This window comes from Pseudomonas sp. KCJK9058 (genome assembly GCF_046230975.1).
GTDB lineage: Bacteria > Pseudomonadota > Gammaproteobacteria > Pseudomonadales > Pseudomonadaceae > Aquipseudomonas > Aquipseudomonas alloputida.
Map to the genome: position 1 here is coordinate 61,601 of NZ_JBJJLR010000016.1, position 23,150 is coordinate 84,750.

Sequence of the window (23,150 nt, forward strand, 5' to 3'; positions counted from 1 at the left end):
ACACGCGGAACCATGCGTACCTGTGCGTGTGGTCGAGTTGTGCCAGATCGCTATACGTATGTGGACTTCAAAAACACAACAATAAGATTGAAGGAGACACGGTATGAGTTCTTTGAATATGTACACGTTGACCGAAGAGTCGAAGTTTAACCGCTTTCATGGAATTATTCTGTTCTGGTGCGTGTTAATTCTGATTATCGATGGCTACGACTTGGCAGTGGTGGGGGCTGCCTTACCGGCCATCATGGCCGATATGCAAATTGACGCAACCAGCGCCGGGGTAATGGCTGGCTCAGCATTGTTTGGGACAATGCTGGGCGCCATTTTTTTAGGTACATTGGCAGATCGAATTGGCCGGCCGAAAATGATCGCGATCTGTGTGGCGCTGTTCAGCGTTTTCACCGCTGCGGCAGGGTTCACTGACAGCCCGCTGACCTTCAGTATCATGCGCTTTATCGCCGGCTTGGGCATCGGCGGTGTGTTGCCCATCTGTACGGCGCAGATGGGTGAGTTCTCGCCCTTGAAAGTTCGCACCCGGCTGGTGACCATCGTTTTCGCAGGCTATTCGGTGGGCGGAATTCTGGTAGCGTTGACCGGTAAACAACTGATCGAAAGCTACGGTTGGCAATATGTGTTTTACGTGGCCGTCCTGCCAGTGGTTTTGATTCCTTTCATTCTCAAGTCAATGCCCGACTCTATCGGCTTTATGTTGAAGCAGGGTCGACAAGACGAGTTGAAAATCATCGCGCGTCGCCTTCGTCCTGACCTTGTGATCACGGATGACACGCAGCTCGTCGGCAATCCTCAGATTATCTCTGCTCAAGATAAGCCAGTACGAAGCCTTTTCCTGGAAGGCCGTGGATACAGCACGGTCATGATCTGGATGGCATTCATGACCGGGCTGTTCATGGTGTATGCGCTCAATTCGTGGCTCACCAAGTTGATGGCCATGGCGGGTTTCAGCCTCGGTTCAGCCCTGAATTTCGTCATCGTGTTCAACCTCGGTTCGATCTTCGGTGCAATTCTGGGTGGATGGCTTAGCGACAAATTCAGCATCAAACACGTCTTGGTGGTGTTCTATGTAGTGGGCGCGGTCGCACTCACGTTGCTGGGATATACCCGCTCCACCGAACTGCTCTTTGTCGTCGTGTTCATCGTGGGTGCCTCGACCCTTGGCACCCAGCTTCTGGCCTATGCATACGCCGGCGATTTCTATCCCTCCACCATCCGCTCAACTGGCGTCGGTTTTGCCTCGGGCGTCGGTCGCGTCGGGGCGATTGTCGCGCCTGTTTTGATTGGTGCCTTGGTGTCGATGGCGTTGCCGCTGGAGCAGAACTTCATGGCAATCGCGCTCGCCGGCCTGGTAGGGGCTGTTGCAGTGACCATGATCAACCAATCTCGCTCGGACTCGGCTGTAGTGAGGAAGAAGGCCACGGTTGCCCACGAGCTGACCTGACCATAATGCTGAGAGACAGGTGCCAGGTATGCTTATTGATCGCTTGCGCAAATCACCGGTAGGTTTGGACGAAACTGCCCGTTTGATCGACTGGGCAATCGTCTCACGTCGGAGCATCAGGTCGTTCCTCCCAACCCCAGTTCCGCGAGAGGAAATTGAAGCGGTTCTGAACGTTGCGCGCTATAGCGCAACAGGCGTCAACCTGCAGCCCTGGAACGTGCATGTTGTTACCGGTGATATGAAGGCACGGTTGTCCGCAGCACTGACTGAGGTTGATGACCATCCGGCTGATGACCAACGCTTTTCTGATCCCTACGCGTATTACCCCAGGGAGTGGACATCTCCCTACATCGAACGGCGCAGGGAGGTAGGGTGGGGGCTCTATAGCTTGTTGGGCATCAGTCGAAGCGATAAACAAAGGATGCACGAGCAACACGGCCGGAATTATCGCTTCTTCGGGGCGCCTGTTGGCCTGTTCTTCACGATTGACCGCGTGCTTCAGGAAGGGAGCCTGCTGGATTATGGCATGTTCCTGCAAAGCCTCATGATTGCCGCACGGGGAAGAGGCTTGCACACCTGCCCGCAGGCAGCATTCCTTAAATATCACAGCATCATCACTGAAATGCTGGCAATACCGAAGAGCCAAATGCTCGTCTGTGGGATGAGCTTGGGTTATGCCGATGATGGCAGCATTGAGAACACGTTGGTTACTGGCCGTGAACCCGTGCGTGCATTCACGACCTTTCACTCAGAATAAAAAACCTGGCGTGCGCCCTGTCCAAGTTTAGCGCCGGGCAGGGTGATACTGTTTCGATCATTCCGCAAAAGCGGGCCTTCACCCATTTGTAGGATTGGCATTGCATGGGGCGCTTCGCTGCGCTCCATGTTCAAGCACACAACAAGAACAAGGTGCCTGTGATGTCTATTGCTTTAAAAAAATCGTTGGCTTGTTCAGCAGCATTGTTGGTCGCGCCTTATGCTTCTGCCGCGTTCGTGGAAGACTTCAAAGGCAGTCTCGAACTCCGTAACTTCTACTATAATCGCGATTTTCGCAATGATGGCGCCACTCAGTCCAAGCGCGATGAGTGGGCGCAAGGCTTTATTTTGAACTTGCAATCGGGTTTTACAGAAGGGCCCGTGGGCTTCGGTATTGATGCGATGGGCTTGCTGGGGGTGAAGCTTGATTCCAGCCCGGACAGAACGGGATCAGGGCTGCTGGCCTACGATTCCGACAGGCAGGTTGAGGATGAATACGGTAAGTTCGTGGCCACCGCCAAAGCAAGGATGGGTAAGACGGAGTTGAGGATAGGGGGGGTAAACCCTCTGATGCCTCTGCTCTGGAGTAATAACAGCCGCCTGCTGCCTCAGGTCTTTCGCGGTGGTTCGCTGACCGTCAACGACATCGATAAATTGACGGTAACGGCTATAAGGGTCAACGCCGTGAAGCAGCGTAATTCCACCGATTTCGAATCACTCACAGCCACTGGCTATGCCCCGGTTGAGGCGGATCACTACAACTACCTGGCATTTGACTTCAAGCCTGCAAAGGACATGACCTTCAGTTTGCACGCCGCCGAACTTGAAGATCTCTATAAATCCTACTTCGCCGGCATTAAAGTCATCAAACCGTTGGGGGAAGGCAATGTGATCGCGGATGTTCGCGTGTTCGATGCCAGCGAGACAGGCTCCAAAAAACTGGGTGAGGTGGACAACAGAACGCTGAGTAGCTACTTCGCCTACAGCATCAAGGGACACACCCTCGGTGGCGGTTACCAGAAGGCCTGGGGCGACACCTCGTTTGCGTTCGTGAACGGCACGGATACCTATCTGTTCGGCGAGTCGTTGGTCAGTACATTCACTGCCCCTGAGGAGCGAGTGTGGTTCGCAAGGTACGACTTTGATTTCGCCGCGTTGGGTGTACCGGGCTTGCTGTTCACCACTCGGTACATGAAAGGTGATGATGTTGATCCTGATCTGCTGACGAGCCGCCAAGCCGCTTCACTCCGCCTCAACGGGGAGGAGGGCAAAGAATGGGAGCGGGTCACTGATATCTCTTATGTCATTCAGAGTGGGCCGGCGAAGGGTGTTTCGTTCCAATGGCGTAACTCCACGAACCGCTCGACCTACGCTGACAGCGCTAATGAAAATCGCCTGATCATGCGCTACACCTTCAACTTCTAAATAGCGAAACGGGCCGGCCTTCTGAAGCCGGCCCATTTTTTTGAGCCGCCTCCGACATCTCCAGCGAGGTCAAGGAGGGGCGTGGGCATTCGGAGGCCTCCCCGGCGGCTACAACTGCGCCGGTGAGGGCATTGTCGGAAAGGTCACGCGTGTTGAGGTGTTGGGCATACCTTAGCGGGGCGCGCCGACTAGGCGTTCCATCCTGGATTGCTCGCAAGGCTGGGCGCCACTGTTCTTAGGCGCAAGCGAAGGGGCGGCTATAGGGCAAGAAATCCTGATACGTCAATGTTTATTGTTATGGTATAACATCATTTGCCATAAGGTAGACGCAGATCCTGCCTTCTTCATCTGTGCGCCAACGCACTCAACCCCGCGTCAGGAACCCCCATGCGATTCACCCCAGCCTCGTTTGCCGTCTTCACGGCAATGTTCACACCTGAAATCCTCGCCGAACAGACCGGTAGCTCCACCATCATCCTCGGTGAAGTGAATATCACCCAAACTGCCGGTACAGCCTTGAGCACTGAAAATGTGCTTACTTCGGTCGACGTTCTGGGCGGCGACCAGGTGCGAGACAAGAATGTGATGAACAGCTGGCAATTGTTGGGGCAGATGCCGGGCATCCAGTTGACCGAAACAGGGCAAGGTGCCGAGTCAGGCAAGGTCACCTTCCGCGCGTTCAATGGCGAGGGCTACATCAACGGCATCAAGACCTTGATCGACGGTGTGCCGAGCAACGTCAACAGTGGCAACCAGCGCTTCATCGATATGATCTTCCCGCTGGACATCGAGTACATCGAAGTTGTACGCGGTACCAACGATCCGCGCTATGGGCTGCACAATATCGGTGGCAACATCAACTTCGCGACCCGCCAGGGTGGGAACTATGTCGATAGCCGTGTGACTTACGGCAGTTTCGACACGCGCGAAGTGCAGTTGGCAGCCGGGCACGAGGAGGGGAACTTTGCCCAGAACTATATCCTCGCCAAGCAAGACAGCAACGGTTACCGCGACCACAGCGAATCCAACAAATACACGCTCGGCGGCAAGTGGTTCATCAGCAACGATGAACAAGATTTCCGTGTCGGCCTGATCGCCCGCCTGTACCACCACCAGGCCCAAGAGTCAGGTTTCCTCACCCGCGAACAACTGCACGCCAGCCGCACCCAATCGCCGGCCAAGAACGCCAATGATGGTGACGACCGCGACATGAAGCAGCTGAGCCTGCACGCCGACTGGCAGCTCGACGACGACCTGAGTCTGAGCAGCAAGCTGTACTACAACAGCTACAACGATGATCGAACCATCACCTTCACCGATTACCAGCCCGGCAATGCGCCACGCCAGCGTCGTCATTGGGATGAACAGCAGCGAGGGATGCTCAGCAACCTGACCTGGCGCGCTGACGATCTGTTGACGCTGGATGGCGGCATCAACTACGAGGAGCAGGACAACCAGTATCGTCGCCTGCGCTACAGCTACGGGATCCCGACTGATTTCGACGCTACACCGGCACGTATGCAGAACGACGACACTTACACCCTGCGCAATATTGGCGGTTATGTGCAGGCGGTCATTCAGCCGACCGACGCGCTGAAGATCATTCCTGCCATGCGCGTCGACAAGTTTTCTGGTAATAGCGAGACGCTCGGCGGTGTCAAGGCATCCCTGCAGGATTATGGCTGGATCCGCCAGCCGAAGCTGAGCGTAATCTACAGCCTCACACCCGAGATCGACCTTTATGCCAACTGGGGGCGTACCTTCCAGATTCTTACGGGCTCCGGTGGACCAGCCTACAGGGTGCCTGGGCAAGCCTCGTACGACCCGTCGATCAACACCGGCAAGGAAGTGGGCATCAAGTTTCAGCCATTCCCGGGCGCTCAGGCGCGGGTTGCGCTGTGGCAGCAGGACGCGACCGATGAAGTCGCGAACATGCCCAGCACTGGCACCACGGTCGGCCTTGGCGAAACACGCCGGCGTGGCGTGGACATGCAGATCAATGCTCAGCTGGACGATCAATGGACGGTATGGGCGTCTCACGCGATCCAGGAGGCCAAGGTGGTCAAGGCCTACGCTGCAAACGGCCAGTCATTGTCCGGCAAAGAGGTATTTTCCACCCCGCGCTACATCAGCAATGTGGGTGTCGACTACCGATACAATGATGACTGGAAGTTCGGGGCGCAGGGGCGGGCGCAAGGCAGCTACTATATCGACGAGCTGAACGAGCAGGGTAAGTACGGCGGTTTCGTGGTCGTGGAAGCCAGTGTCAGTTACCGTGTCACCTCGTCGACCAGCGTCGATCTGCAGGTTAAAAACCTGTTTGACCGTGAATACGAATACGTCTGGTACGACAACTTCTTCTGGGGCGGCGACGACCAGGCGATGTTCTCGCCAGCACCTGGCCGCTCAGCGTTCGTGTCGATAAACATGAGTCTTTGACGGGAACCTCCTGGGGGCGAAACCTATCGCCCTCAAGAGGTCTCCAGGATCTTAGGCCAGTTCACCTTGTGCTGCGAATGGCCAGTGCAGCTTAAGCCATCGCTGCCAGCTTGGCGCTGGTCTGCCGACGACGGTAGGCACTGTCACGGCTCGCCAGCCACCAGTACAGCGGCGAGGTGATCGCCAACCCTACCAGCCACGACAGGTCAGCCCCGTTGATGTGCTCGGAAATCGGCCCGACGTACAGCGGGGTGTTCATGAACGGTATCTGCACCACGATACCCACAGCGTAGGCGATCAGTGCCTGCGGGTTGTAGCGCCCATAGATCCCACCATCGACCTGGAAGATCGACTGGATGTCGTAATCACCTTTGTGAATGGCGTAGAAGTCGATCAGGTTGATCGCCGTCCACGGCACCAGCACCACCAGCAGTACCAGCACCATGTCAACGAAGTGGCCGATGAAGTCTGCCGAAGCGAACACCGCTACCACGCAGCAGGCCGACAGCACGATCAGCGACAGCACTGCACGGCTTTTGGCGGTGGGGATCCAGCGGTAGGCGAACGTTTGCACCAGGGTGATGATCGACAGCACCGCGCCATACAGGTTGAGGGCGTTATGGCTGATCACACTGAGCAGGAACAGCACCAGCATGATCGGGCCAAGCGTGCCGGTGGCCAGCTTGACCGCGTCCATGGTGTCCATGCCGGCCGGGATCGCCAGCACGGCCACGGCGCCGAAGATGAACGACAGGCTCGAACCCAGGGCCGAACCCAGGTAGGTGGTCCAGAAGGTCGAGCTGACTTTGACATCTGCCGGCAGGTAGCGCGAGTAGTCCGACACATAGGGCGCAAAGGCGATTTGCCACAACGCCGCCAGCGACACGGTGGCCAGCCAGCCGGCCAGGTTGAAGCTGCCACGGGTGAGGAAATCGTCGCTTTGTACATGGGTGAAGATGTAGCCGAAGCCGACCACGATACCGATACCCAGTACCCAGGTGCCAATGCGATTGAGCACGTGGATGAAGCGGTAGCCGATGATGCCGATGATGCCTGAACCCAGCGCACCGATGACGATGCCCACCGGTACCGGAACGGCGTCGACCACGCCATGCAGGGACTTGCCGGCAAGGACGATGTTGGAAGCGAAGAAACCGATGTACATGACGCCGGCGATGACCACCACCAGCAGCGCGCCGAGGGTGCCGAACTGGGCGCGGCTCTGGATCATCTGCGGAATGCCCATTTGCGGGCCCTGGGCCGAGTGCAGGGCCATCAGCACCCCGCCGACCAGGTGACCGACGAGGATGGCGACGATGCCCCATACCAGGTTCAGGTGGAACAGCTGCACACCCAGCGCGCCGGTGACGATGGGCAACGGCGCGATGTTGCCGCCGAACCAGAGTGTGAACAGATCCCTTACCTTTCCATGGCGGTCTTGCGGGGGCACGTAGCCGATCGTGTGTTTTTCTATCAGGGGTGCCGAATTGGCTGCACTGGTCATGACTGACTCCAAGGCAAGGTAGGGCATTGGGAACTGCCCGGGGGCGTGCCGGCGGTGGGCGACGCGTTCTTGTTGGAGCGATGATGAGGGGCGCGGGGGTAACGAGAAATTAGTAAATATGTGCCCATAAGCGTTAAAAAAACTAAGGCTGACAAAAGCTTAAGCGGGTGACGGTAGCAAGGAGAGTGCCAGCTGGCTGAAGGCCGTGGGGTAGAGGGGCGGCGGGTTGGCAACCCGGATCACGGTGGGCTGGGTTGGTGCGATGTGCGCGTTTTCAGGGCAGATGAAAGGTTGCCTGGGCCGGTCTTTTCGCGGGTAAACCCGCTCCTACAGCAGGCGCGGGTTTACCCGCGAAGGGGCCGGCACAAGAGGAAACAGCTACATGGGGAGCAACCGATCCTGAATCACTTCCTTCATCACCAAGGTCGAGCTCAAGCGTTTCACATTGGGAATACTGGTCAGATGCTCGTCATACAGCTTCTGAAACGCCGGCAGGTCCTTGGCTACCACATGCAGCAGGTAATCCGGGTCGCCAAACAGCCGCTGCGCTTCGACAATCTGCGGGATCTGCGCCAGTGCCGTTTCAAAGTCCGCCACCGGCTGGCGGGTCACCTCGCGTAGCGTCACGAACACCAACGCGGCAAAGTTCAGCCCAAGGGCGCTCGGTGCCAGCCGTGCGTGATAGCCCAGAATGGCGCCGGACTCTTCCAGTGCCTTCAAGCGCCGATGACAGGGTGACAGGCTGAGCCCCACGCGGTCGGCCAGCTCGGTTACCGACAGCCGCCCGTCTTTTTGTAGCTCGGCAAGGATTTTTCGATCAGTTCTATCCATTGGGAAGAATCTTCCAGTACATGAATGCTGAGGGGGAATATACGAAAGAAAATCCCCGGACGGAATCCGTAATCTATCGACATCCCAATGCAGTAGATAAGGAAGATTCAAGTGGCTATCAGTGTGCTGACGGCGTTCTGGGCTGTGTCGATGCTGTTCGTGATTACCCCCGGTGCAGACTGGGCCTATGCCATCTCGGCCGGCATGCGTGGGCGCTGGGTGATGCCAGCGGTGGCGGGGATGTTGTCGGGGCATTTCCTGGCCACGCTGGTGGTGGCGGCCGGGGTCGGCAGTTTGCTGGCAGGTCACCCGTTGGCGCTGACCTTGCTGACCCTGGCGGGGTGCAGTTACTTGCTGTGGCTGGGCGGCAACCTGTTGCTCAGCCCGGCATTGCCGGCGGCCGGGCAGGGCGGAGCGGGGGAGTCGGGCTCACGCTGGGCGTTGAAGGGTTTTTGCGTCAGCGGCCTAAACCCCAAGGTATTCCTGCTGTTCCTGGCCCTGCTGCCGCAGTTCACCGACCCGCAGTCGAGCTGGCCTGTGCCCTTGCAGATCTTGTTGCTGGGGCTGGTCCACCTGTGCAGTTCGCTGGTGATCTACACGCTGGTCGGCTATGGCGCCAAAGCTGTGCTGAGCACTCGGCCGGGTGCGGCAAAGCTGGTCGGGCGGGTGTCGGGGATGGCGATGATTACCGTGGCCCTGGGCTTGATAGCCGGGCAAATGACCTGAATTTACCGGTTCAGCATGACTTCAGATAAACTCGCTGCAACCTAATGCACAACCAGGATGTGCCCCGTGCCCGAAACCACGCAACTGCTCACGTTCGCCTTGATTTGCCTCGGCATGGTCCTGACCCCAGGGCCGAACATGATCTACCTGATTTCCCGCTCGATCTGCCAGGGCCGCCAAGCCGGCTTGATTTCGCTTGGCGGTGTGGCTCTGGGCTTCGTCATCTACATGTTCTGCGCGGCAATGGGCATCACGGCGCTGGTGATGGCGGTACCCTTTGCCTACGACGCGCTGCGCATCGGTGGCGCGCTGTACCTGTTGTACCTGGCCTGGCAGGCGCTGCGGCCGGGTGGCCAATCGCCGTTCCAGCTCCGTGAACTGCCCGCCGACAGCCCGCGGCGGCTATTCACCATGGGGTTTGCCACCAGCCTGCTCAACCCCAAGATTGCCGTCATGTACCTGTCGCTCATGCCGCAATTCATCGAGCCGGGCCACGGCAGCGTGCTGTTGCAGTCGCTGGTGCTGGGTTCGACGCAGATCGCCATCAGCGTTACGGTCAACGCGCTGATTGCGATCATGGCCGGTTCCATCGCCGTGTTCCTGGCTGGCAGGCCGCTGTGGCAGCAGGTTCAGCGTTGGTTGATGGGAGCGGTGCTGGCGGGGCTGGCGGTGCGCATGCTGGCAGAAGGGCGCCGTTGATCGCCTATTGCGATGCAAGGTATCAGTGGCCGAATACTTTGCCGAGTATCTGGCACACCTGTTCTGCCGAGTAGGGTTTGGCCAGGAAGGTGAACCCTTGGTGCCCGCCTTCGGCAATCGCCTCGCTATAGCCCGAAGTCAGGATCACCGGCAACTGCGGGCGCTGGCGGCGAAGTTCGCGGGCCAGTGCCAAGCCACCCATGCCGGGCATGACCACATCGGAAAACACCGCATCAAAATCACCTGCCGGGCCAGTCAACTGCGCCAGCGCTTCTTCTGCCGACCGTGCATAGCTGATTTGGTAGCCGTGGTCCTCGAGGAGCTGAGCTGTGAAACTGCCCAGGTCGGGATTGTCTTCTACCACCAGTATTCGTCGCCGCTCGCCCTGTACCTGTGGCTGGCTGCCGGCCGAGGCGTCTTCGGGCGAGGCCGCAGTTGGGGCCTCCTGCGGCAGATACAGGGTAAAGGTGGTGCCCTGGCCGGGGATGCTGTTCACCTGTACATCGCCCCCGGATTGCTTGGCGAAACCAAACACCTGCGACAACCCAAGCCCGGTACCTTCACCTGGGGCCTTGGTGGTGAAGAACGGGTCGAAGATGCGCTCCAGCAACTCGGTGGCAATACCGACTCCGTTGTCGCTCACCGATATCGCCGCGAACGGGCCTGGCTGTGAAGGCTGACCGCGCAAGGCCGGCAGGCACTGGTCGGCCTGCAGGCGCAGCTGCAAGGCACCTTCGCCAGCCATGGCATCGCGGCCGTTGAGCATCAGGTTGATTACCGCGGTTTCCAACTGGCTGAGGTCGGCGCGGATGTGGCAGGGCGCTTGCGGTAACTGCAGCTCGACCCGGATGCGCGCGCCAGTGACGGTGTCGAGCATGTCGGCCATGGCCTCCAGCCGTGGCCCGGCTTCGAACACCTGTGGGCTGAGGGCCTGGCGTCGGGCGAAGGCCAGTAGCTGGCCGGTCAGTTTGGCACCACGGTCGACTGTGTCGGACATGGTCTTGAGGTAGCGCTCGCGGCGCTCCTCGGCCAGGTTGGGGCGCTGCAGGAAGTGCAGCGACGAGCGGATGATGGTCAGCAGGTTATTGAAGTCGTGGGCTACGCCGCCGGTCAGCTGGCCAATGGCTTCCAGCTTCTGGGCTTGGCGCAGCACGGCCTCGGTGTGCAGCAGCTGAGTGGTGCGTTCTTCTACGCGATGTTCCAAGGTCGTGTTGAGCGCTTCAAGGGCCGCCATCGCTTCGCGCACTTCGGCATGGGCCTGCGCCCGCTGTATGTGCGCCCAGCATCGCTCGGTCACTTCGCTGATCAGTGTTTGCTCGTAGTCGGTCCATACCCGGGGTACGCGGTCGTGAATCGCCATCAGCGCGGTCAGCCTGCCACCCTTGATCAGTGGCATGCAGATGGTGGCCGCAATGCCGATGGCCTGAAAAGTCGCCGCCTCGTCAGTGGCCAGTTCGCGCAGGTTGTCGTTGATCACCAAGGCCAGGCCGCTGCGCAGGCGGCTGACCGCCAGGCGGCCGAAGTCATGCAGGTGATAGTGGCCCACCAGGCGTGGTGAGCCGGGTGTCACCGCATCGCCGCAAATGGTGAAACCGTCCTCGTCGGGGTCCATCATTGCATAGGCGCAGCTGGACAAGCCAAGGTGCTCGACCAGCATGCGGGTGGTGATGGCCATGATCTGGTCCGGGTCGGTCGCCTCGGTCACGGCTCGCCCGAGGGTATCGAGAAAGTTCAGGCGCTGGTTGGTGACCACGCTGGCGGTGGTTTCGGTGACCGTGTCGAGCATGCCCAGTATCTCGCCATCATGGCCGCGAATCGGGCTGTAGCAGAAGGTAAAATAGGCCCGCTCCAGGCCGCCGTTGCGGTCGATCATCAGCGGGAAGTCTTCGATGTAAACCGCTTCGCCGGCCAACGCGCGGGCCGCCATGCTGCTGATTTCATCCCAGGCTTCGTGCCACACGTCGCGGAAGGGGATGCCCAAGGCCAGGGGCTTGCGACCGAGAATCGGGGTGAAGGCATCGTTGTACAGGGTGATCAAGTCCGGGCCCCAGAGCACGGCTTGCGGAAAGCGCGAGGCCAGGCACAGAGCCATCGTGGTTTTCAGGGCATCGGGCCAATGTTCCAGCGGGCCCAGGGGGGTGGTGGCCCAGTCGTGGTTGCGGATGCGTTCGGCCATTAGCCCGCCGCCATCTAGCCATCTAGCCATGTGCTTTGCCGGTCCTCTTTCTCAAGGCCCTTAGGGTGCACCGAGAATAGACCGTTGGCGAGGGTTTTGTGAGGGCTGTGCCACTGCACGAGCCTCTGTAACTGCGCGATCCGGGTGAGTGCAGGTTCACCCGCGAAGAGGCCGTACCGGCTAGCGCATGAAGTGCACCTTGCCGGTGTCATCATTGCCCATGTAAATGCCATACACCCCGGCCTGCCGCTCGAGGATGTAGCGCTCGAGAATTTGCCGGATGGCCGGGTAGTAGATCTCATCCCAGGGGATTTCATCCGGCTCGAAGAACTTGTACGCCAGCGTCTCAGGCCCGTACTGCCCGGTTTCTTCGGTGACGATGGCACGGAAGATGATGTACACCTCGCTGATCTTTGGCACGCTGAAGATCGAATACGGCGAGACGATGTCTGCACGTACGCCGCTTTCTTCCCATACCTCGCGCAGCGCCGCCTGTTCGGTGGTTTCGCCAGCCTCCATGAACCCCGCAGGCAAGGTCCAGGTGCCGGGGCGAGGGGGAATGGCGCGCTGGCACAGCAGGTACTTTCCATCGCGCTCGATGATGCAGCCGGCGATGATCTTGGGGTTGATGTAGTGGATGTAGCCGCAGCCGGCGCAATGCAGGCGTTCGTGGGTATCGCCTGTGGGAACGCCCCGGGCCAGTTCCGTGGTGCAGTGCGGGCAGTAGCGCGGGGCATTGGGCATGATCAGCGACCTATGCGGGGTTCCTTCAGGGCCAAGGGTTCGACAATGTCGCGCACCTTGGCGTTGTCATCCTGCTTCTGGCGCAGGTAGTCCAAGGCCACCTTGGCGGCGGCGCGGACGTGGTCGACCGAGGCCTGGTGGGCTACCAGCGGGTCACCGCCCTTGATGGCCTCGACGATCTTTTCCATTTCGCGGTTGCTGGCGCCGCGGCGGTTTTCCTGCGATACCGAGGTGGCGCGCAGGTAGCTGATGCGTGCTTGCAACTGGCGCAACTGCTGGGCCGCCACCTGGTTGCCGGAGCCTTCCAGCAGCACATCGTAGAAACCTTGTACCGAATCCAGTACCTGTTGCAGCTCACCTTCTTCCAGTGCCTCGCGGTTCACTTCCAGCGCGCGTTCCAGCGCACGGATGTCCTTGGCCTTGGCGTTGAGGGTGAACAGTTGCACGATCAGGCCTTCGAGCACACAGCGCAGCTCATAGATGTCACGTGCGTCTTCCAGGGTGATGATGGCCACCCGTGGGCCTTTGGCGTCGGCGAACTCCACCAGGCCTTCGGACTCCAGGTGACGCAGCGCTTCACGTACCGAAGTGCGGCTGACGCCGAGGCGGTCGCACAGGTCGCGTTCGACCAGGCGGTCGCCGGGCAGCAGGTGAAAGTTCATGATAGCGGCGCGCAGCTTGTCGAGCACGATTTCGCGCAGAGTAACGGGATTGCGGTTGACCTTGAAGCTGTCGTCGAGTGGCTGGCGTTTCATCAGGTGCGCTCTTTATGAGGCTGTTGCGCCAACATCGCGGAATGCCTCGAACCGAGGCTTTCCATGCAGTGGTTCGAACAGCCCGTTGTTAACGGGTTGGCTCCGCATCGGCTTCGGCAAAGGCTTCACGGGCCAGGCGGAAACTGTCCACCGCCGCGGGTACGCCGCAATAAATGCCGACCTGGAGCAGGATTTCGCGAATCTGTTCACGGCTCAGGCCATTGCGCAGGGCACCGCGAATGTGCAATTTGAGCTCGTGGGGCCTGTTGAGCGCGGAAATCATGGCCAAGTTTATCATGCTGCGCTCTTTCAGCGACAAGCCTTCACGGCCCCAGACGTGACCCCAGCAATACTCGGTGACCAGCTCCTGCAACGGTTTGGTGAACTCATCTGCGTTCTGGATCGAGCGGTTGACGTAGTCCTCGCCCAGCACCTGGGTGCGGATTTTCAGACCCTTTTCGTACTTTTCATTGCTCATGTGCAGTACTCCGGCATAAAACAGGGGCCGCAACCGAGGGTGAGACGATTAGCGCGACCCCTGAAAACAGGGTCATCGGTGTTGGCTTTTTCGCGGGCTTGCCCGCTCCCACGGGTTCCAGGATCTGTGCGATACCTGTGGGAGCGGGCGAGCCCGCGAAAAAGCCAACACCGACTTCAAGATGTATCAGCCAAGCGGCGGCAGGGCGCCGAGCTTGCCTTTGTGGTAGACCATCGGGGTCACCGGCTCGGCCGGCAACACCAGGTTCTTCACCGCGCCGACAATGATCGCGTGGTCACCGCCGTCGTACTCGCGCCACAACTCGCACTCGATGATCGCCGTAGCCTTGGCCAGCAGGGGGTTGCCCAGCTCGCTCAGGTGCCACTCCACGCCCTTGGCCTTGTCCTTGCCCTTGCCTGCGAAGGCATAGGCTTCGGCGGTCTGGTCGGCGGACAGCAGGTGGATGGCGAACTGCTTGCTGTCGCGCAGGATCGGGTAGGTGTCGGAGGCGTAGTTGGGGCAGAACAGCACCAGCGCCGGGTCGATCGACAGCGCGCTGAATGCACTGGCGGTGATGCCGACGATGCCGCCGTCGGCGTCCAGCGTGGTCACTACCGTGACGCCGGATGGGAAGGAGCCCATCACGTCTTTGTAGATGCCGGGTTCGATCATCTCGTGTTCCTCTTAGCGCATCACGAACGGGTCGGGCATCGGCGCGGTGGACAAGTTGATCCACACGGTCTTCAGCTCGGTATAGGCCAGCACCGAATCGATGCCGCTCTCACGGCCGTAGCCGCTGTTCTTGAAACCACCTATCGGTGCCATGGCCGACACGGCACGGTAGGTGTTGACCCAGATGATCCCCGAACGCACGTCGCGGGCCAGGCGGTGGGCACGGCCCAGATCGCGCGTCCAGATGCCGGCAGCCAGGCCGAACTGCGAGTCGTTGGCTATGGCCAGCGCTTCTTCTTCGGTCTTGAAGCGGATCACCGCGGCGACCGGGCCGAACACTTCTTCCTGCATGATGGTCATCGCGTTGCTGTCGCACTCGAACAGGGTCGGCTCGTAGAACCAGCCGTCACCTTCAACGTCGGCACGCTTTCCGCCCATGTGCAGTTTTGCGCCTTCGGCCTTGGCTGCTGCCACCAGGCCTTCGACGACTGCCAGCTGTTGCGCGGTGGCCATCGGGCCCATTTCGCTGGCGTCGTCCTGCGGGTTGCCGATGCGGATGCGCTTGGCGCGGGCAATCAGGCGCTCGACGAACACGTCGAAGATTTCATCCTGCACCAGCAGGCGCGAACCGGCCACGCAGCTTTGCCCGGACGCGGCGTAGATGCCGGCCACGGCGCCATTGATGGCGCTGTCCAGGTCGGCGTCGGCGAAGATGATGTTCGGCGACTTGCCACCCAGTTCCAGCGACAGCTTGGCGAAGTTTTCGGCACTGCTGCGCACCACGTGGCGGGCGGTGGCGGCACCGCCGGTGAAGGCGATCTTGCGCACCAGCGGGTGGCGGGTCAGCGCCGCGCCGGTGCTGGGGCCGTAGCCGGTGACCACGTTGACCACACCGGCCGGGAAGCCGGCCTCAAGGGCCAGTCGGGCCAGCTCGAGGATGGTCGCCGAGGCGTGCTCGGACGGTTTGAGCACGATGGTGTTGCCGGCAGCCAAGGCCGGCGCCAGCTTGATCGCGGTGAGGTACAGCGGGCTGTTCCACGGGATGATCCCGGCAACCACGCCGATTGGCTCGTGCACGGTGTAGGCGAACAGGTCGGGTTTGTCCAGCGGCAGGGTGCCGCCTTCGAGCTTGTCGGCCAGGCCCGCAGTGTAGTGGAAGAACTCCGGCAGATAGCCGACCTGACCGCGGGTTTCGCGGATCAGCTTGCCGTTGTCACGGCTTTCCAGCTGGGCCAGGTGCTCCTTGTTCTCGGCAATCAGGTCACCCAGACGACGCAACAGCTTGCCGCGCGCGGTGGCGGTAATGCTGCGCCACGCCTTGCTGTCGAAGGCACGCTGAGCGGCCTGAACGGCCAGCTCCACATCGGCTTCATCGGCGTCGGGCAGTTGCGCCCAGGCCTGGGCGGTGGCCGGGTTGAGGCTGTCGAAGGTCTTGCCGCTCTGGGCATCGCGCCATTGGCCGTCGATACACATCTGGAAACGAACGAGGGTCATGCAACAATCCCCTTGGCGGATTCGGTGAGGGTGCGGGCTTGGGTGAGGAAGTCCAGCAGCATCTTGTTGACTTCACGCGGTGCTTCCACTGGCATCATATGCCGTTGCTCGGCGAGGACCACACTGCGTGCGCCAGGAATGCTGGCGGCGAGCTGGCGGGTCATGGCCGGGGTGGAGCCCGAGTCGAGTTCGCCGGTGGCGATCAGCGTCGGCACCTGGATACTGCCCAGGTCGTCGGCGCGGTACATGTCCTGAGTGGCGAACAGCGAATAAGTGGTGTGGTAGCCCTGCGGGTCGTTGCTCGCCAGCACCTGGCGAATGGCGGCGACCTGGGCGGGGTTGGCAGCCTTGTATTCACGGCTGAACCAGCGGTCCAGGGCAGCATCGACGTTGGCGTCTGGGCCCAGCTCCGCCGCCTGGGCAGCGCGGGCGATCACCCCGGCACTTTGCTCGGGGGTGCGGTTGAACACGCTGTTGAGCACAACCAGTGCAGCCAGGCGCTGCGGGTAATTGAGGGCGAACGCACGGGCAATCAGGCCGCCCATGGAGAAGCCGATCACGGTGGCTTGTGCAATTTGCAGGTGGTCAAGCAGTTCGGCGAGCTGGTCGGCATAGCCTTCCAGCGGTGTGTCGGCGGCCGGTACGCGGCTTTGACCGTGGCCGAGCATGTCGTAGGCGATGACGCGGTAGTCGTTGGCCAGGCCAACGAACTGACCGCCCCACATTTCCTTGTTCAGGCCCACGCCGTGGATCAGCACCACGGGTTGGCCCTGGCCGACATCCAGATAGCTGGTGCCGGCAGGTGTGCGTTCAGCGACAGGCTGAATCATGGAGGGCGCTCCTTGAAGGTCGGGCGCGGCGGGTAAGCACGCCACGCCCCGGCCCGTCTTGGTTGTTGTTATTGAGCGTTGGCTTTTTCGGCAGCCAGTTCTTCCAGGTCGATGTAACGGTTGCCGATGCGCGGGTGCAGGCGGCCGCCATCGGCTGCGCCCAGGACCACGACGATTTCATCGGCACGCGGGGCATCTTCGATCTGCATTTCCAGGGTGATGTAGTGCGAACGCAGGCCTTCGTCGTCCTTCTGCATCATCGGGATCTGGATCGAAGTGCCTGGGCCGCCGCGCTTGTTGGTGAAGCTCAGGTAGCTCTTGGCCTGTACCGCCTCGCGGTAGTGGTTGCCGAAGCGCAGGGTATGGATGACGGCCGAGGCGTGCTCGATTTCGCCATCGGCGCCGACGACGGCGGCCTTACCGTAGGCCTCGATCTTGTCGGCGCCGCCAATGGCAGCAGTCAGGCGCTCGACCATCAGGGCACCCAGCTCCGAGCAGTTGGCGCGAATTTCCGGCTTCAGATCTTCAACGAAACCGCGACCGGCCCAGGGGTTCTTGATCACGACGGCCAGGCCGACCATGGTCACCGGCTTGTCGGTGGCTTTGCCGCCTTCGATGCGGGTCTCTTCGGAGTAGGTGACGATCTTGCGGATTTCGAAACTCATGGATGGCTCCTGGTGAGGGTTATCAGCTCTTGTTGTCTGATGGTATACCATAATATTTGTTGTGCAAGAGGTGTCAGGAAATTTCTCTTGTCGGGGGACGAAAGGTGGCCTGATGCCTTGATTTCTCTGTTGTCTGTACTGGCCTCTTCGCGGGCTTGCCCGCTCCCACAGGGACTGCACAGGTTTCAAAAAAAAGCCCGCTCACGCAGGCCGAAGGGGCCCACGGGAGCGGGCGCGTCCCGCAATGATTCAGGCAATGGGAATTCAGGCGAACGCCGGCACCACTTCCTTGATGAACAGCTCGAGCGACTTCTTCTTCTCGGCGTGGGGCAAGCTGTTGTCGCACCAGAAGCTGAACTCGTCGACGCCCAGTTCCTGGTAGTACTTGATGCGTGCGATGATCTCTTCCGGCGTGCCGATCATGGTGTTCTTGCGGATGTTCTCCAGCTGGAACGCCGGCACTTCGGCGAATTTCGACTCCGGGCTCGGCTCCAGGAAGCCATTCACCGGGGTGGTCTTGTTGCCGAACCAGGCATCGAAGGTGCGGTAGAAGCGCGAGATCGCCTGGGCGCCGACCTTCCAGCCTTCCGGATCAGCCGGGCTGTGCACATGGGTGTGGCGCAGCACCATCAGTTGCGGGCGCGGCACGCCTGGGTTGTTGTCCAGGGCGGCCTGGAACTTGTTCTTCAGGTCCAGCACTTCTTCGTCCCCCTTCATCAGCGGGGTGACCATGACATTGCAACCATTGGCAACGGCGAAGTTGTGCGAGTCCGGGTCGCGGGCGGCGATCCACATAGGCGGCGTGGCGTTGAACGGCTTCGGTACGCTGGTGGAGGTCGGGAACTTGTAGACTTCACCGTCGTGGGCGTAGTCGCCTTCCCACAGCTTACGCACCACCGGCACCATCTCGCGCAGCGCCTTGCCGCCGTCGGTGGCCGGCATGCCACCTGCCATGCGGTCGAACTCGAACTGGTAGGCGCCGCGGGCCAGGCCCACTTCCATGCGGCCGTTGCTGATCACGTCCAGCAGGGCGCATTCGCCAGCGACGCGGATCGGGTTCCAGAACGGCGCGATGATGGTGCCAGCGCCCAGGCGGATCTTCTCGGTGCGCGCGGCCAGGTAGGCCAGCAGCGGCATCGGGCTTGGCGAAATGGTGTATTCCATGGCGTGGTGTTCGCCGATCCACACGGTGCTGAAACCGCCGTCTTCGGCCATCAGGGTCAGTTCGGTCAGGTCTTCGAACAGCTGGCGGTGGCTGACCTGTTCATCCCAACGTTCCATGTGTACGAACAACGAAAATTTCATGGGTTTTTCCTCAACGCTTGTTATTGCCCGTCAGTCAATCGGGCTTCAGTGTGGGAGCAGGCTGCGTCCAACTGCAGGCTTCAGGCAAAGGCCGGCAGGCTGGCCATCTTGCCGCGGCAGTACACCATCGGCCGTGGCGCTTCGGCAGGGACGATCAGGTTGTGTACCTTGCCGACCATGATGGCGTGGTCGCCACCTTCATATTCACGCCACAGTTCGCATTCGATGACGGCGGTGGCACCGGCCAGGATCGGGTTGCCCAGTTCGCTCAGGGTCCACTCGATGCCGCTGGCCTTGTCCTTGCCCTTCTTGGCGAACGCGTAGGCTTCAGCCTGCTGTTCACCGGACAGCAGGTGAATGGCAAAGCGCTTCTGCTTGATCAGTACCGGGTAGGAGTCGGAGGTGTAGTTGGGGCAGAACAGCACCAGCGGCGGGTCCATCGACAGGGAGGAGAAGGCGCTGGCGGTCAGGCCGACGACCGAGCCGTCGTCGTCCTGGGTGGTGATGACGGTAACGCCGGACGGGAAGGAGCCCAGAACGTTCTTGTAGACAGTTGCGTCGATCATCGGGAGTACCTCTGAAGGGCTGCGGTGGTCCGCGGTTTTTATCGTTGATGTGTCTGATGGTATACCGTAATACCTATTTTGCAAGCGGAATTTTCAACCCTGAGTTTTCGCGATGAACGGCCCAAAGCCACGAAAACCGTGGCCTTGAGCGGTGAGGCGGTTTGTCGCAGGGGTTTTGCAAGCGGATCAGTGGCCGTTTTTTCATGCGGATCAGTGTTGTCAAAAGTTTGGAATACCATAATATGGTCCGCAGCTGAGAGGCCGCCTTGATGCGGTTTCCTTACAAAGATAAAAACGACCTTTCGAGCTGAAAACCATGTCCCAACCGTCGTCGCAACACCAGTTTGTCGAGAATCACACGGTCGATTACGTTCCACCTGCCGAGCGCCATGGGAAGGCGCGCGACCTGTTCACCCTCTGGTTCAGTACCAACATTGCGCCATTGCCTATCGTGACCGGCGCCATGGTGGTCCAGGTGTTCCACCTGAACCTGTTGTGGGGTCTGATCGCCATCGTGCTGGGCCATCTGGTCGGGGGCGTGGTCATCGCCTTGGCCTCTGCACAGGGGCCGCAGCTGGGCATTCCGCAAATGGTGCAGAGCCGTGGCCAGTTTGGCCGCTACGGTGCCTTGCTGATCGTGTTCTTCACCGCGCTGATCTATGTCGGCTTCTTCATTTCCAATATCGTCCTGGCGGGCAAGACCATTCACGGCATCGCGCCGAGCGTGCCGATGCCCGGCGCGATCGTGATCGGTGCCCTGAGTGCGACTGCCATTGGCGTGATCGGCTACCGCTTCATCCATATCCTCAACCGCATCGGTACCTGGGTGATGGGCTCGGCGTTGCTGGCCGGTTTCATCATGATGTTCGTCCAGGATCTGCCGGCTGACTTTTTCAGCCGTGGCGCGTTCAACCTGTCGGGCTTCATTGCCACCGTGTCGCTGGGTGTGATCTGGCAGATCAGCTTCTCGCCGTACACCTCTGACTACTCGCGCTACCTGCCCCGTGAAGTGGGCATTGCCAAGCCGTTCTGGGCCACTTACTTCGGCGCCACCCTGGGCACCATCCTGTGCTTCAGCTTTGGTACGGTGGCGGTGCTGTGCGTGCCGGAAGGCACCGACGCAATGGATGCGGTGAAGCAGGCCACCGGCTGGCTGGGCCCGATCCTGATGGTGCTGTTCCTGCTTAACATCATCAGCCACAACGCCCTCAACCTCTACGGCGCCGTGCTGTCGATCGTGACCGCGATCCAGACCTTCATGGCCGAGTGGACGCCGAGCATCAGGGTACGGGTGATCCTGGCCTCGATCATTCTGGTGGGCTGCGGGATGGTGGCACTGAATGCCTCGGCGGACTTCATCGGCCAGTTCATCGGCCTGATCCTGGCGCTGCTGCTGGTGCTGGTACCGTGGGCTTCGATCAACCTGATCGACTTCTACCTGATCAAGAAGGGCCAGTACGACATCGCCTCGATCTTCAGTGCCGACGGCGGCATCTATGGCCGCTTCAACCACCACGCGATCATTGCCTATGCCTGCGGCATCCTGGTGCAGCTGCCGTTTGCCAATACTTCGCTGTATGTGGGGCCGTACTCGAACATTGTCGAAGGGGCTGACCTGTCGTGGCTGTTCGGCTTGCTGGTGACCGTGCCGCTTTACTACTGCCTGGCGACGCGCGGCAAGGCTGTCGAGAAGGCGGGGCGGGTGGTAAGCGTCAACGACTGATAGACCGCTGTTGCTGTAGCCGGGGCCGCAATCCGGCCCCGGCTGTTTTTGGATCAAACCTTGAACTGCGCCACCATCCCGTTCAGGTCCACCGCCAACCGCGACAGATCCTGCGCCGCCGCACTGGTCTGGTTCGCGCCCGCCGACGTTTGCATCGCCAGGTCACGAATATTCACCAGGTTCCGGTCCACCTCGCGTGCGACCTGCGCCTGCTCTTCCGAGGCACTGGCAATCACCAGGTTGCGCTGGTTGATCGAAGCAATGGCCTCGGCAATCACTTCCAACGCCTGCCCTGCGCTTTGTGCCACTTCCAGCGTACCCGTGGCGCGACCCTGGCTGCTGTGCATTGCTGTTACCGCCCGCTCGGTGCCGTTCTGGATACCGGCAATCATCTGCTCGATCTCTGCCGTCGATTGCTGGGTACGGTGGGCGAGGGCGCGTACCTCGTCAGCCACCACGGCAAACCCACGTCCTGCCTCTCCGGCCCGTGCCGCCTCAATGGCGGCGTTCAGTGCCAGCAGGTTGGTCTGCCCGGCAATTGCACCAATCACGTCCAGCACCCGGCTGATCTCGTTGGCGTTGCTGGCCAGCTGCTCGATCTCAACCGATGTGCCGGTCACATCCGCTACCAGATGCTGGATGGATGCCAGCGCCTGGTTGACTTGGTCGCGGCCATCGCGGGTGGTCTGGTCAGCGCCTTTGGAAGCATCAGCAGTGCTGACCGCGTTGTTCGCCACTTCCTCGACTGCCGCAGTCATCTGGTTCACCGCCGTGGCGGCCTGGTCGATTTCTGCACTTTGCTGATGCAGGCCGCGGCTGGTGTCTTCAGTGACGGTGTGCAGTTCTTCCGAGGCCGAGGCCAGTTGGTCGGAGGACGCGGCGATCTGGCGAATGGTATCGCGCAGGCTGCCCTGCATCCGGCTCAGGGCGCGCAATAGCATGGCCGGCTCATCGCGGCCGGTTACCCGTATCTCCCGGGTCAGGTCGCCGGTCGCCACGCGCTCGGCCACAGCCAGTGCATCGGCCAGCGGCACGACGATACTGCGGGTGAGCACGGTAGCGATGGCGGCAAGGGCCAGCATGATCACCACCAGTGAGGCAACCAGCGCGGTGAACGCTTCGTCCGCTACGTCGCTGCTGCGCTGCGAGGCTTGTTCGGCACCTGTGCCGTTATAAGCGATCAACGCTGCCATGGCCTGCATCATGCTGTCGGCGCGCTGAGTCAGCGAGCCGCTGATCTGCTGCTTGGCATCGTCCATGCGCCCAGCTTGAATGTCTTGCAGCACACGGGTCTGTAATTCGAAATAGTGCTGATAAGCAGCGCTGAAGGCATTGAACAGGGCGCGGTCATCGGCAGCGATGATCGTGTCGGCATAATCCTTCAGCGCATTATTCAGCTCGGTATTGATGCCGTTGAGCATCTGCAGGTTGCGCTCGCGGTCACTGGGGTTGTCGTCCAGCGCGGCACGCAAGGTGACGGCGCGGGCACGCCCGAGGTTGGTGCTCATGTCACCGAGGGCTATTACGGCCGGTATCCAGGTCACCCGGATTTCATCCGTGGCCTTGTCCATCTGCCGGGTTTCGTAAAGTGCGATCAAGCCCATGAACAGGACCAGGATGCCCAACAGGGCGAACACGCTTGCAGCGCGAATGCCGATCTTCAAATTCCGTAACTGCATGGAATGCTCCTTGACGGTGGCGTGCAGGCCTCAGGAGCTTGGGTGGATGGCCGGGTCACCGGTATGGCGCCAGGCTCTTGATGCGCTGCGGAGTTGTTTGTGTGTCTCACCCTCGTGACTTTTTTGATTTCAATGATGCCATATGGCCATCATTATTGAACAGCCATTCAATGTAACGGCCAAAACTGACAAAACCGCCAATTGTTGACGGTTTTGTCAGAAAAATG

At 60.5% G+C, this 23,150-nt stretch carries 20 protein-coding genes; 7 read left to right on the forward strand and 13 right to left on the reverse strand.

Annotated features, from left to right (window positions below):
* Window positions 1-103: 103 nt before the first annotated feature.
* The 4 genes from ACK59Z_RS11510 (at window position 104) to ACK59Z_RS11525 (ending at window position 6,076) form a co-directional block, all read left to right on the forward strand.
* The gene (locus tag ACK59Z_RS11510) at window positions 104-1,456 is read left to right on the forward strand and encodes an aromatic acid/H+ symport family MFS transporter (protein WP_003256085.1); all 1,353 of its coding nucleotides are present in this window, start codon (window positions 104-106) and stop codon (window positions 1,454-1,456) included.
* Between the two features lie 28 nt (window positions 1,457-1,484).
* Window positions 1,485-2,213, forward strand: a complete 729-nt coding sequence (locus ACK59Z_RS11515) for a nitroreductase (RefSeq protein ID WP_108190652.1) — start codon at window positions 1,485-1,487, stop codon at window positions 2,211-2,213.
* 104 nt (window positions 2,214-2,317) lie between these two features.
* Window positions 2,318-3,637, forward strand: coding sequence for an OprD family porin (locus tag ACK59Z_RS11520; protein ID WP_409293041.1), 1,320 nt, complete (start codon window positions 2,318-2,320; stop codon window positions 3,635-3,637).
* A gap of 387 nt (window positions 3,638-4,024) precedes the next feature.
* On the forward strand, window positions 4,025-6,076 hold the full coding sequence (locus tag ACK59Z_RS11525) for a TonB-dependent receptor (RefSeq protein WP_409293043.1): 2,052 nt from the start codon (window positions 4,025-4,027) through the stop codon (window positions 6,074-6,076).
* 91 nt (window positions 6,077-6,167) lie between these two features.
* Here ACK59Z_RS11525 and ACK59Z_RS11530 read toward each other — a convergent pair whose 3' ends face one another.
* Both ACK59Z_RS11530 and ACK59Z_RS11535 read right to left on the reverse strand, forming a co-directional pair.
* Window positions 6,168-7,580, reverse strand: coding sequence for a cytosine permease (locus ACK59Z_RS11530; protein ID WP_198748082.1), 1,413 nt, complete (start codon window positions 7,578-7,580; stop codon window positions 6,168-6,170).
* A gap of 378 nt (window positions 7,581-7,958) precedes the next feature.
* Window positions 7,959-8,411, reverse strand: a complete 453-nt coding sequence (locus ACK59Z_RS11535; RefSeq protein WP_003256079.1) for an Lrp/AsnC family transcriptional regulator — start codon at window positions 8,409-8,411, stop codon at window positions 7,959-7,961.
* A gap of 111 nt (window positions 8,412-8,522) precedes the next feature.
* Here ACK59Z_RS11535 and ACK59Z_RS11540 point away from each other — a divergent pair, with 111 nt between their 5' ends.
* Window positions 8,523-9,137: a LysE family translocator gene (locus ACK59Z_RS11540; protein WP_003256078.1), complete on the forward strand. Its 615-nt coding sequence runs from the start codon at window positions 8,523-8,525 to the stop codon at window positions 9,135-9,137.
* 66 nt (window positions 9,138-9,203) lie between these two features.
* A complete protein-coding gene (locus ACK59Z_RS11545; RefSeq protein ID WP_409293045.1) occupies window positions 9,204-9,836 on the forward strand; it encodes a LysE family translocator in 633 nt (210 codons plus the stop codon).
* Window positions 9,837-9,858: 22 nt separating this feature from the next.
* On the opposite strand, the gene ACK59Z_RS11550 is transcribed toward ACK59Z_RS11545, so the two are convergent.
* The 10 genes from ACK59Z_RS11550 to ACK59Z_RS11595 all read right to left on the reverse strand — a co-directional run bounded on the left by ACK59Z_RS11550 (window position 9,859) and on the right by ACK59Z_RS11595 (window position 19,521).
* Window positions 9,859-12,042, reverse strand: a complete 2,184-nt coding sequence (locus tag ACK59Z_RS11550) for an ATP-binding protein (protein WP_409293047.1) — start codon at window positions 12,040-12,042, stop codon at window positions 9,859-9,861.
* A gap of 150 nt (window positions 12,043-12,192) precedes the next feature.
* Window positions 12,193-12,756: an NUDIX hydrolase gene (locus ACK59Z_RS11555; protein WP_003256075.1), complete on the reverse strand. Its 564-nt coding sequence runs from the start codon at window positions 12,754-12,756 to the stop codon at window positions 12,193-12,195.
* A gap of 2 nt (window positions 12,757-12,758) precedes the next feature.
* Window positions 12,759-13,511, reverse strand: coding sequence for a GntR family transcriptional regulator (locus ACK59Z_RS11560; RefSeq protein WP_003256074.1), 753 nt, complete (start codon window positions 13,509-13,511; stop codon window positions 12,759-12,761).
* A gap of 88 nt (window positions 13,512-13,599) precedes the next feature.
* Window positions 13,600-13,989, reverse strand: a complete 390-nt coding sequence (locus ACK59Z_RS11565) for a carboxymuconolactone decarboxylase family protein (protein ID WP_003256073.1) — start codon at window positions 13,987-13,989, stop codon at window positions 13,600-13,602.
* Between the two features lie 186 nt (window positions 13,990-14,175).
* The gene (locus tag ACK59Z_RS11570; protein ID WP_003256072.1) at window positions 14,176-14,661 is read right to left on the reverse strand and encodes a flavin reductase family protein; all 486 of its coding nucleotides are present in this window, start codon (window positions 14,659-14,661) and stop codon (window positions 14,176-14,178) included.
* Between the two features lie 12 nt (window positions 14,662-14,673).
* The gene (locus ACK59Z_RS11575) at window positions 14,674-16,155 is read right to left on the reverse strand and encodes an aldehyde dehydrogenase (RefSeq protein WP_003256071.1); all 1,482 of its coding nucleotides are present in this window, start codon (window positions 16,153-16,155) and stop codon (window positions 14,674-14,676) included.
* The gene (locus ACK59Z_RS11580) at window positions 16,152-16,985 is read right to left on the reverse strand and encodes an alpha/beta fold hydrolase (RefSeq protein ID WP_108190658.1); all 834 of its coding nucleotides are present in this window, start codon (window positions 16,983-16,985) and stop codon (window positions 16,152-16,154) included. The genes ACK59Z_RS11575 and ACK59Z_RS11580 overlap by 4 nt, the downstream gene beginning before the upstream one ends.
* A gap of 68 nt (window positions 16,986-17,053) precedes the next feature.
* Window positions 17,054-17,650 carry an amino acid synthesis family protein gene (locus tag ACK59Z_RS11585; protein ID WP_003256068.1) on the reverse strand — a complete coding sequence of 199 codons (597 nt, stop codon included), beginning with the start codon at window positions 17,648-17,650 and terminating at the stop codon, window positions 17,054-17,056.
* Between the two features lie 264 nt (window positions 17,651-17,914).
* Window positions 17,915-18,955 (reverse strand): LLM class flavin-dependent oxidoreductase, encoded by a 1,041-nt coding sequence (locus tag ACK59Z_RS11590; protein ID WP_019438211.1) that lies wholly within the window; start codon window positions 18,953-18,955, stop codon window positions 17,915-17,917.
* 80 nt (window positions 18,956-19,035) lie between these two features.
* Window positions 19,036-19,521 (reverse strand): flavin reductase family protein, encoded by a 486-nt coding sequence (locus tag ACK59Z_RS11595; protein WP_003256061.1) that lies wholly within the window; start codon window positions 19,519-19,521, stop codon window positions 19,036-19,038.
* Window positions 19,522-19,837: 316 nt separating this feature from the next.
* Here ACK59Z_RS11595 and ACK59Z_RS11600 point away from each other — a divergent pair, with 316 nt between their 5' ends.
* Window positions 19,838-21,244, forward strand: a complete 1,407-nt coding sequence (locus tag ACK59Z_RS11600) for a cytosine permease (protein ID WP_003256059.1) — start codon at window positions 19,838-19,840, stop codon at window positions 21,242-21,244.
* A 53-nt stretch (window positions 21,245-21,297) separates the two neighbouring features.
* On the opposite strand, the gene ACK59Z_RS11605 is transcribed toward ACK59Z_RS11600, so the two are convergent.
* Window positions 21,298-22,923 (reverse strand): methyl-accepting chemotaxis protein, encoded by a 1,626-nt coding sequence (locus ACK59Z_RS11605; protein ID WP_108190660.1) that lies wholly within the window; start codon window positions 22,921-22,923, stop codon window positions 21,298-21,300.
* Window positions 22,924-23,150: the final 227 nt, after the last annotated feature.

Excerpts from the sequence above, each read along its gene's own strand:
- ACK59Z_RS11510 (WP_003256085.1), top strand. The coding sequence starts at position 104 with ATGAGTTCTTTGAATATGTACACGTTGACCGAAGAGTCGAAGTTTAAC.
- ACK59Z_RS11515 (WP_108190652.1), top strand. The coding sequence starts at position 1,485 with ATGCTTATTGATCGCTTGCGCAAATCACCGGTAGGTTTGGACGAAACT.
- ACK59Z_RS11520 (WP_409293041.1), top strand. The coding sequence starts at position 2,318 with ATGGGGCGCTTCGCTGCGCTCCATGTTCAAGCACACAACAAGAACAAG.
- ACK59Z_RS11525 (WP_409293043.1), top strand. The coding sequence starts at position 4,025 with ATGCGATTCACCCCAGCCTCGTTTGCCGTCTTCACGGCAATGTTCACA.
- ACK59Z_RS11530 (WP_198748082.1), bottom strand. The coding sequence starts at position 7,580 with ATGACCAGTGCAGCCAATTCGGCACCCCTGATAGAAAAACACACGATC.
- ACK59Z_RS11535 (WP_003256079.1), bottom strand. The coding sequence starts at position 8,411 with ATGGATAGAACTGATCGAAAAATCCTTGCCGAGCTACAAAAAGACGGG.
- ACK59Z_RS11550 (WP_409293047.1), bottom strand. The coding sequence starts at position 12,042 with ATGGCTAGATGGCTAGATGGCGGCGGGCTAATGGCCGAACGCATCCGC.
- ACK59Z_RS11555 (WP_003256075.1), bottom strand. The coding sequence starts at position 12,756 with ATGCCCAATGCCCCGCGCTACTGCCCGCACTGCACCACGGAACTGGCC.
- ACK59Z_RS11560 (WP_003256074.1), bottom strand. The coding sequence starts at position 13,511 with ATGAAACGCCAGCCACTCGACGACAGCTTCAAGGTCAACCGCAATCCC.
- ACK59Z_RS11565 (WP_003256073.1), bottom strand. The coding sequence starts at position 13,989 with ATGAGCAATGAAAAGTACGAAAAGGGTCTGAAAATCCGCACCCAGGTG.
- ACK59Z_RS11570 (WP_003256072.1), bottom strand. The coding sequence starts at position 14,661 with ATGATCGAACCCGGCATCTACAAAGACGTGATGGGCTCCTTCCCATCC.
- ACK59Z_RS11575 (WP_003256071.1), bottom strand. The coding sequence starts at position 16,155 with ATGACCCTCGTTCGTTTCCAGATGTGTATCGACGGCCAATGGCGCGAT.
- ACK59Z_RS11580 (WP_108190658.1), bottom strand. The coding sequence starts at position 16,985 with ATGATTCAGCCTGTCGCTGAACGCACACCTGCCGGCACCAGCTATCTG.
- ACK59Z_RS11585 (WP_003256068.1), bottom strand. The coding sequence starts at position 17,650 with ATGAGTTTCGAAATCCGCAAGATCGTCACCTACTCCGAAGAGACCCGC.
- ACK59Z_RS11590 (WP_019438211.1), bottom strand. The coding sequence starts at position 18,955 with ATGAAATTTTCGTTGTTCGTACACATGGAACGTTGGGATGAACAGGTC.
- ACK59Z_RS11595 (WP_003256061.1), bottom strand. The coding sequence starts at position 19,521 with ATGATCGACGCAACTGTCTACAAGAACGTTCTGGGCTCCTTCCCGTCC.
- ACK59Z_RS11600 (WP_003256059.1), top strand. The coding sequence starts at position 19,838 with ATGTCCCAACCGTCGTCGCAACACCAGTTTGTCGAGAATCACACGGTC.
- ACK59Z_RS11605 (WP_108190660.1), bottom strand. The coding sequence starts at position 22,923 with ATGCAGTTACGGAATTTGAAGATCGGCATTCGCGCTGCAAGCGTGTTC.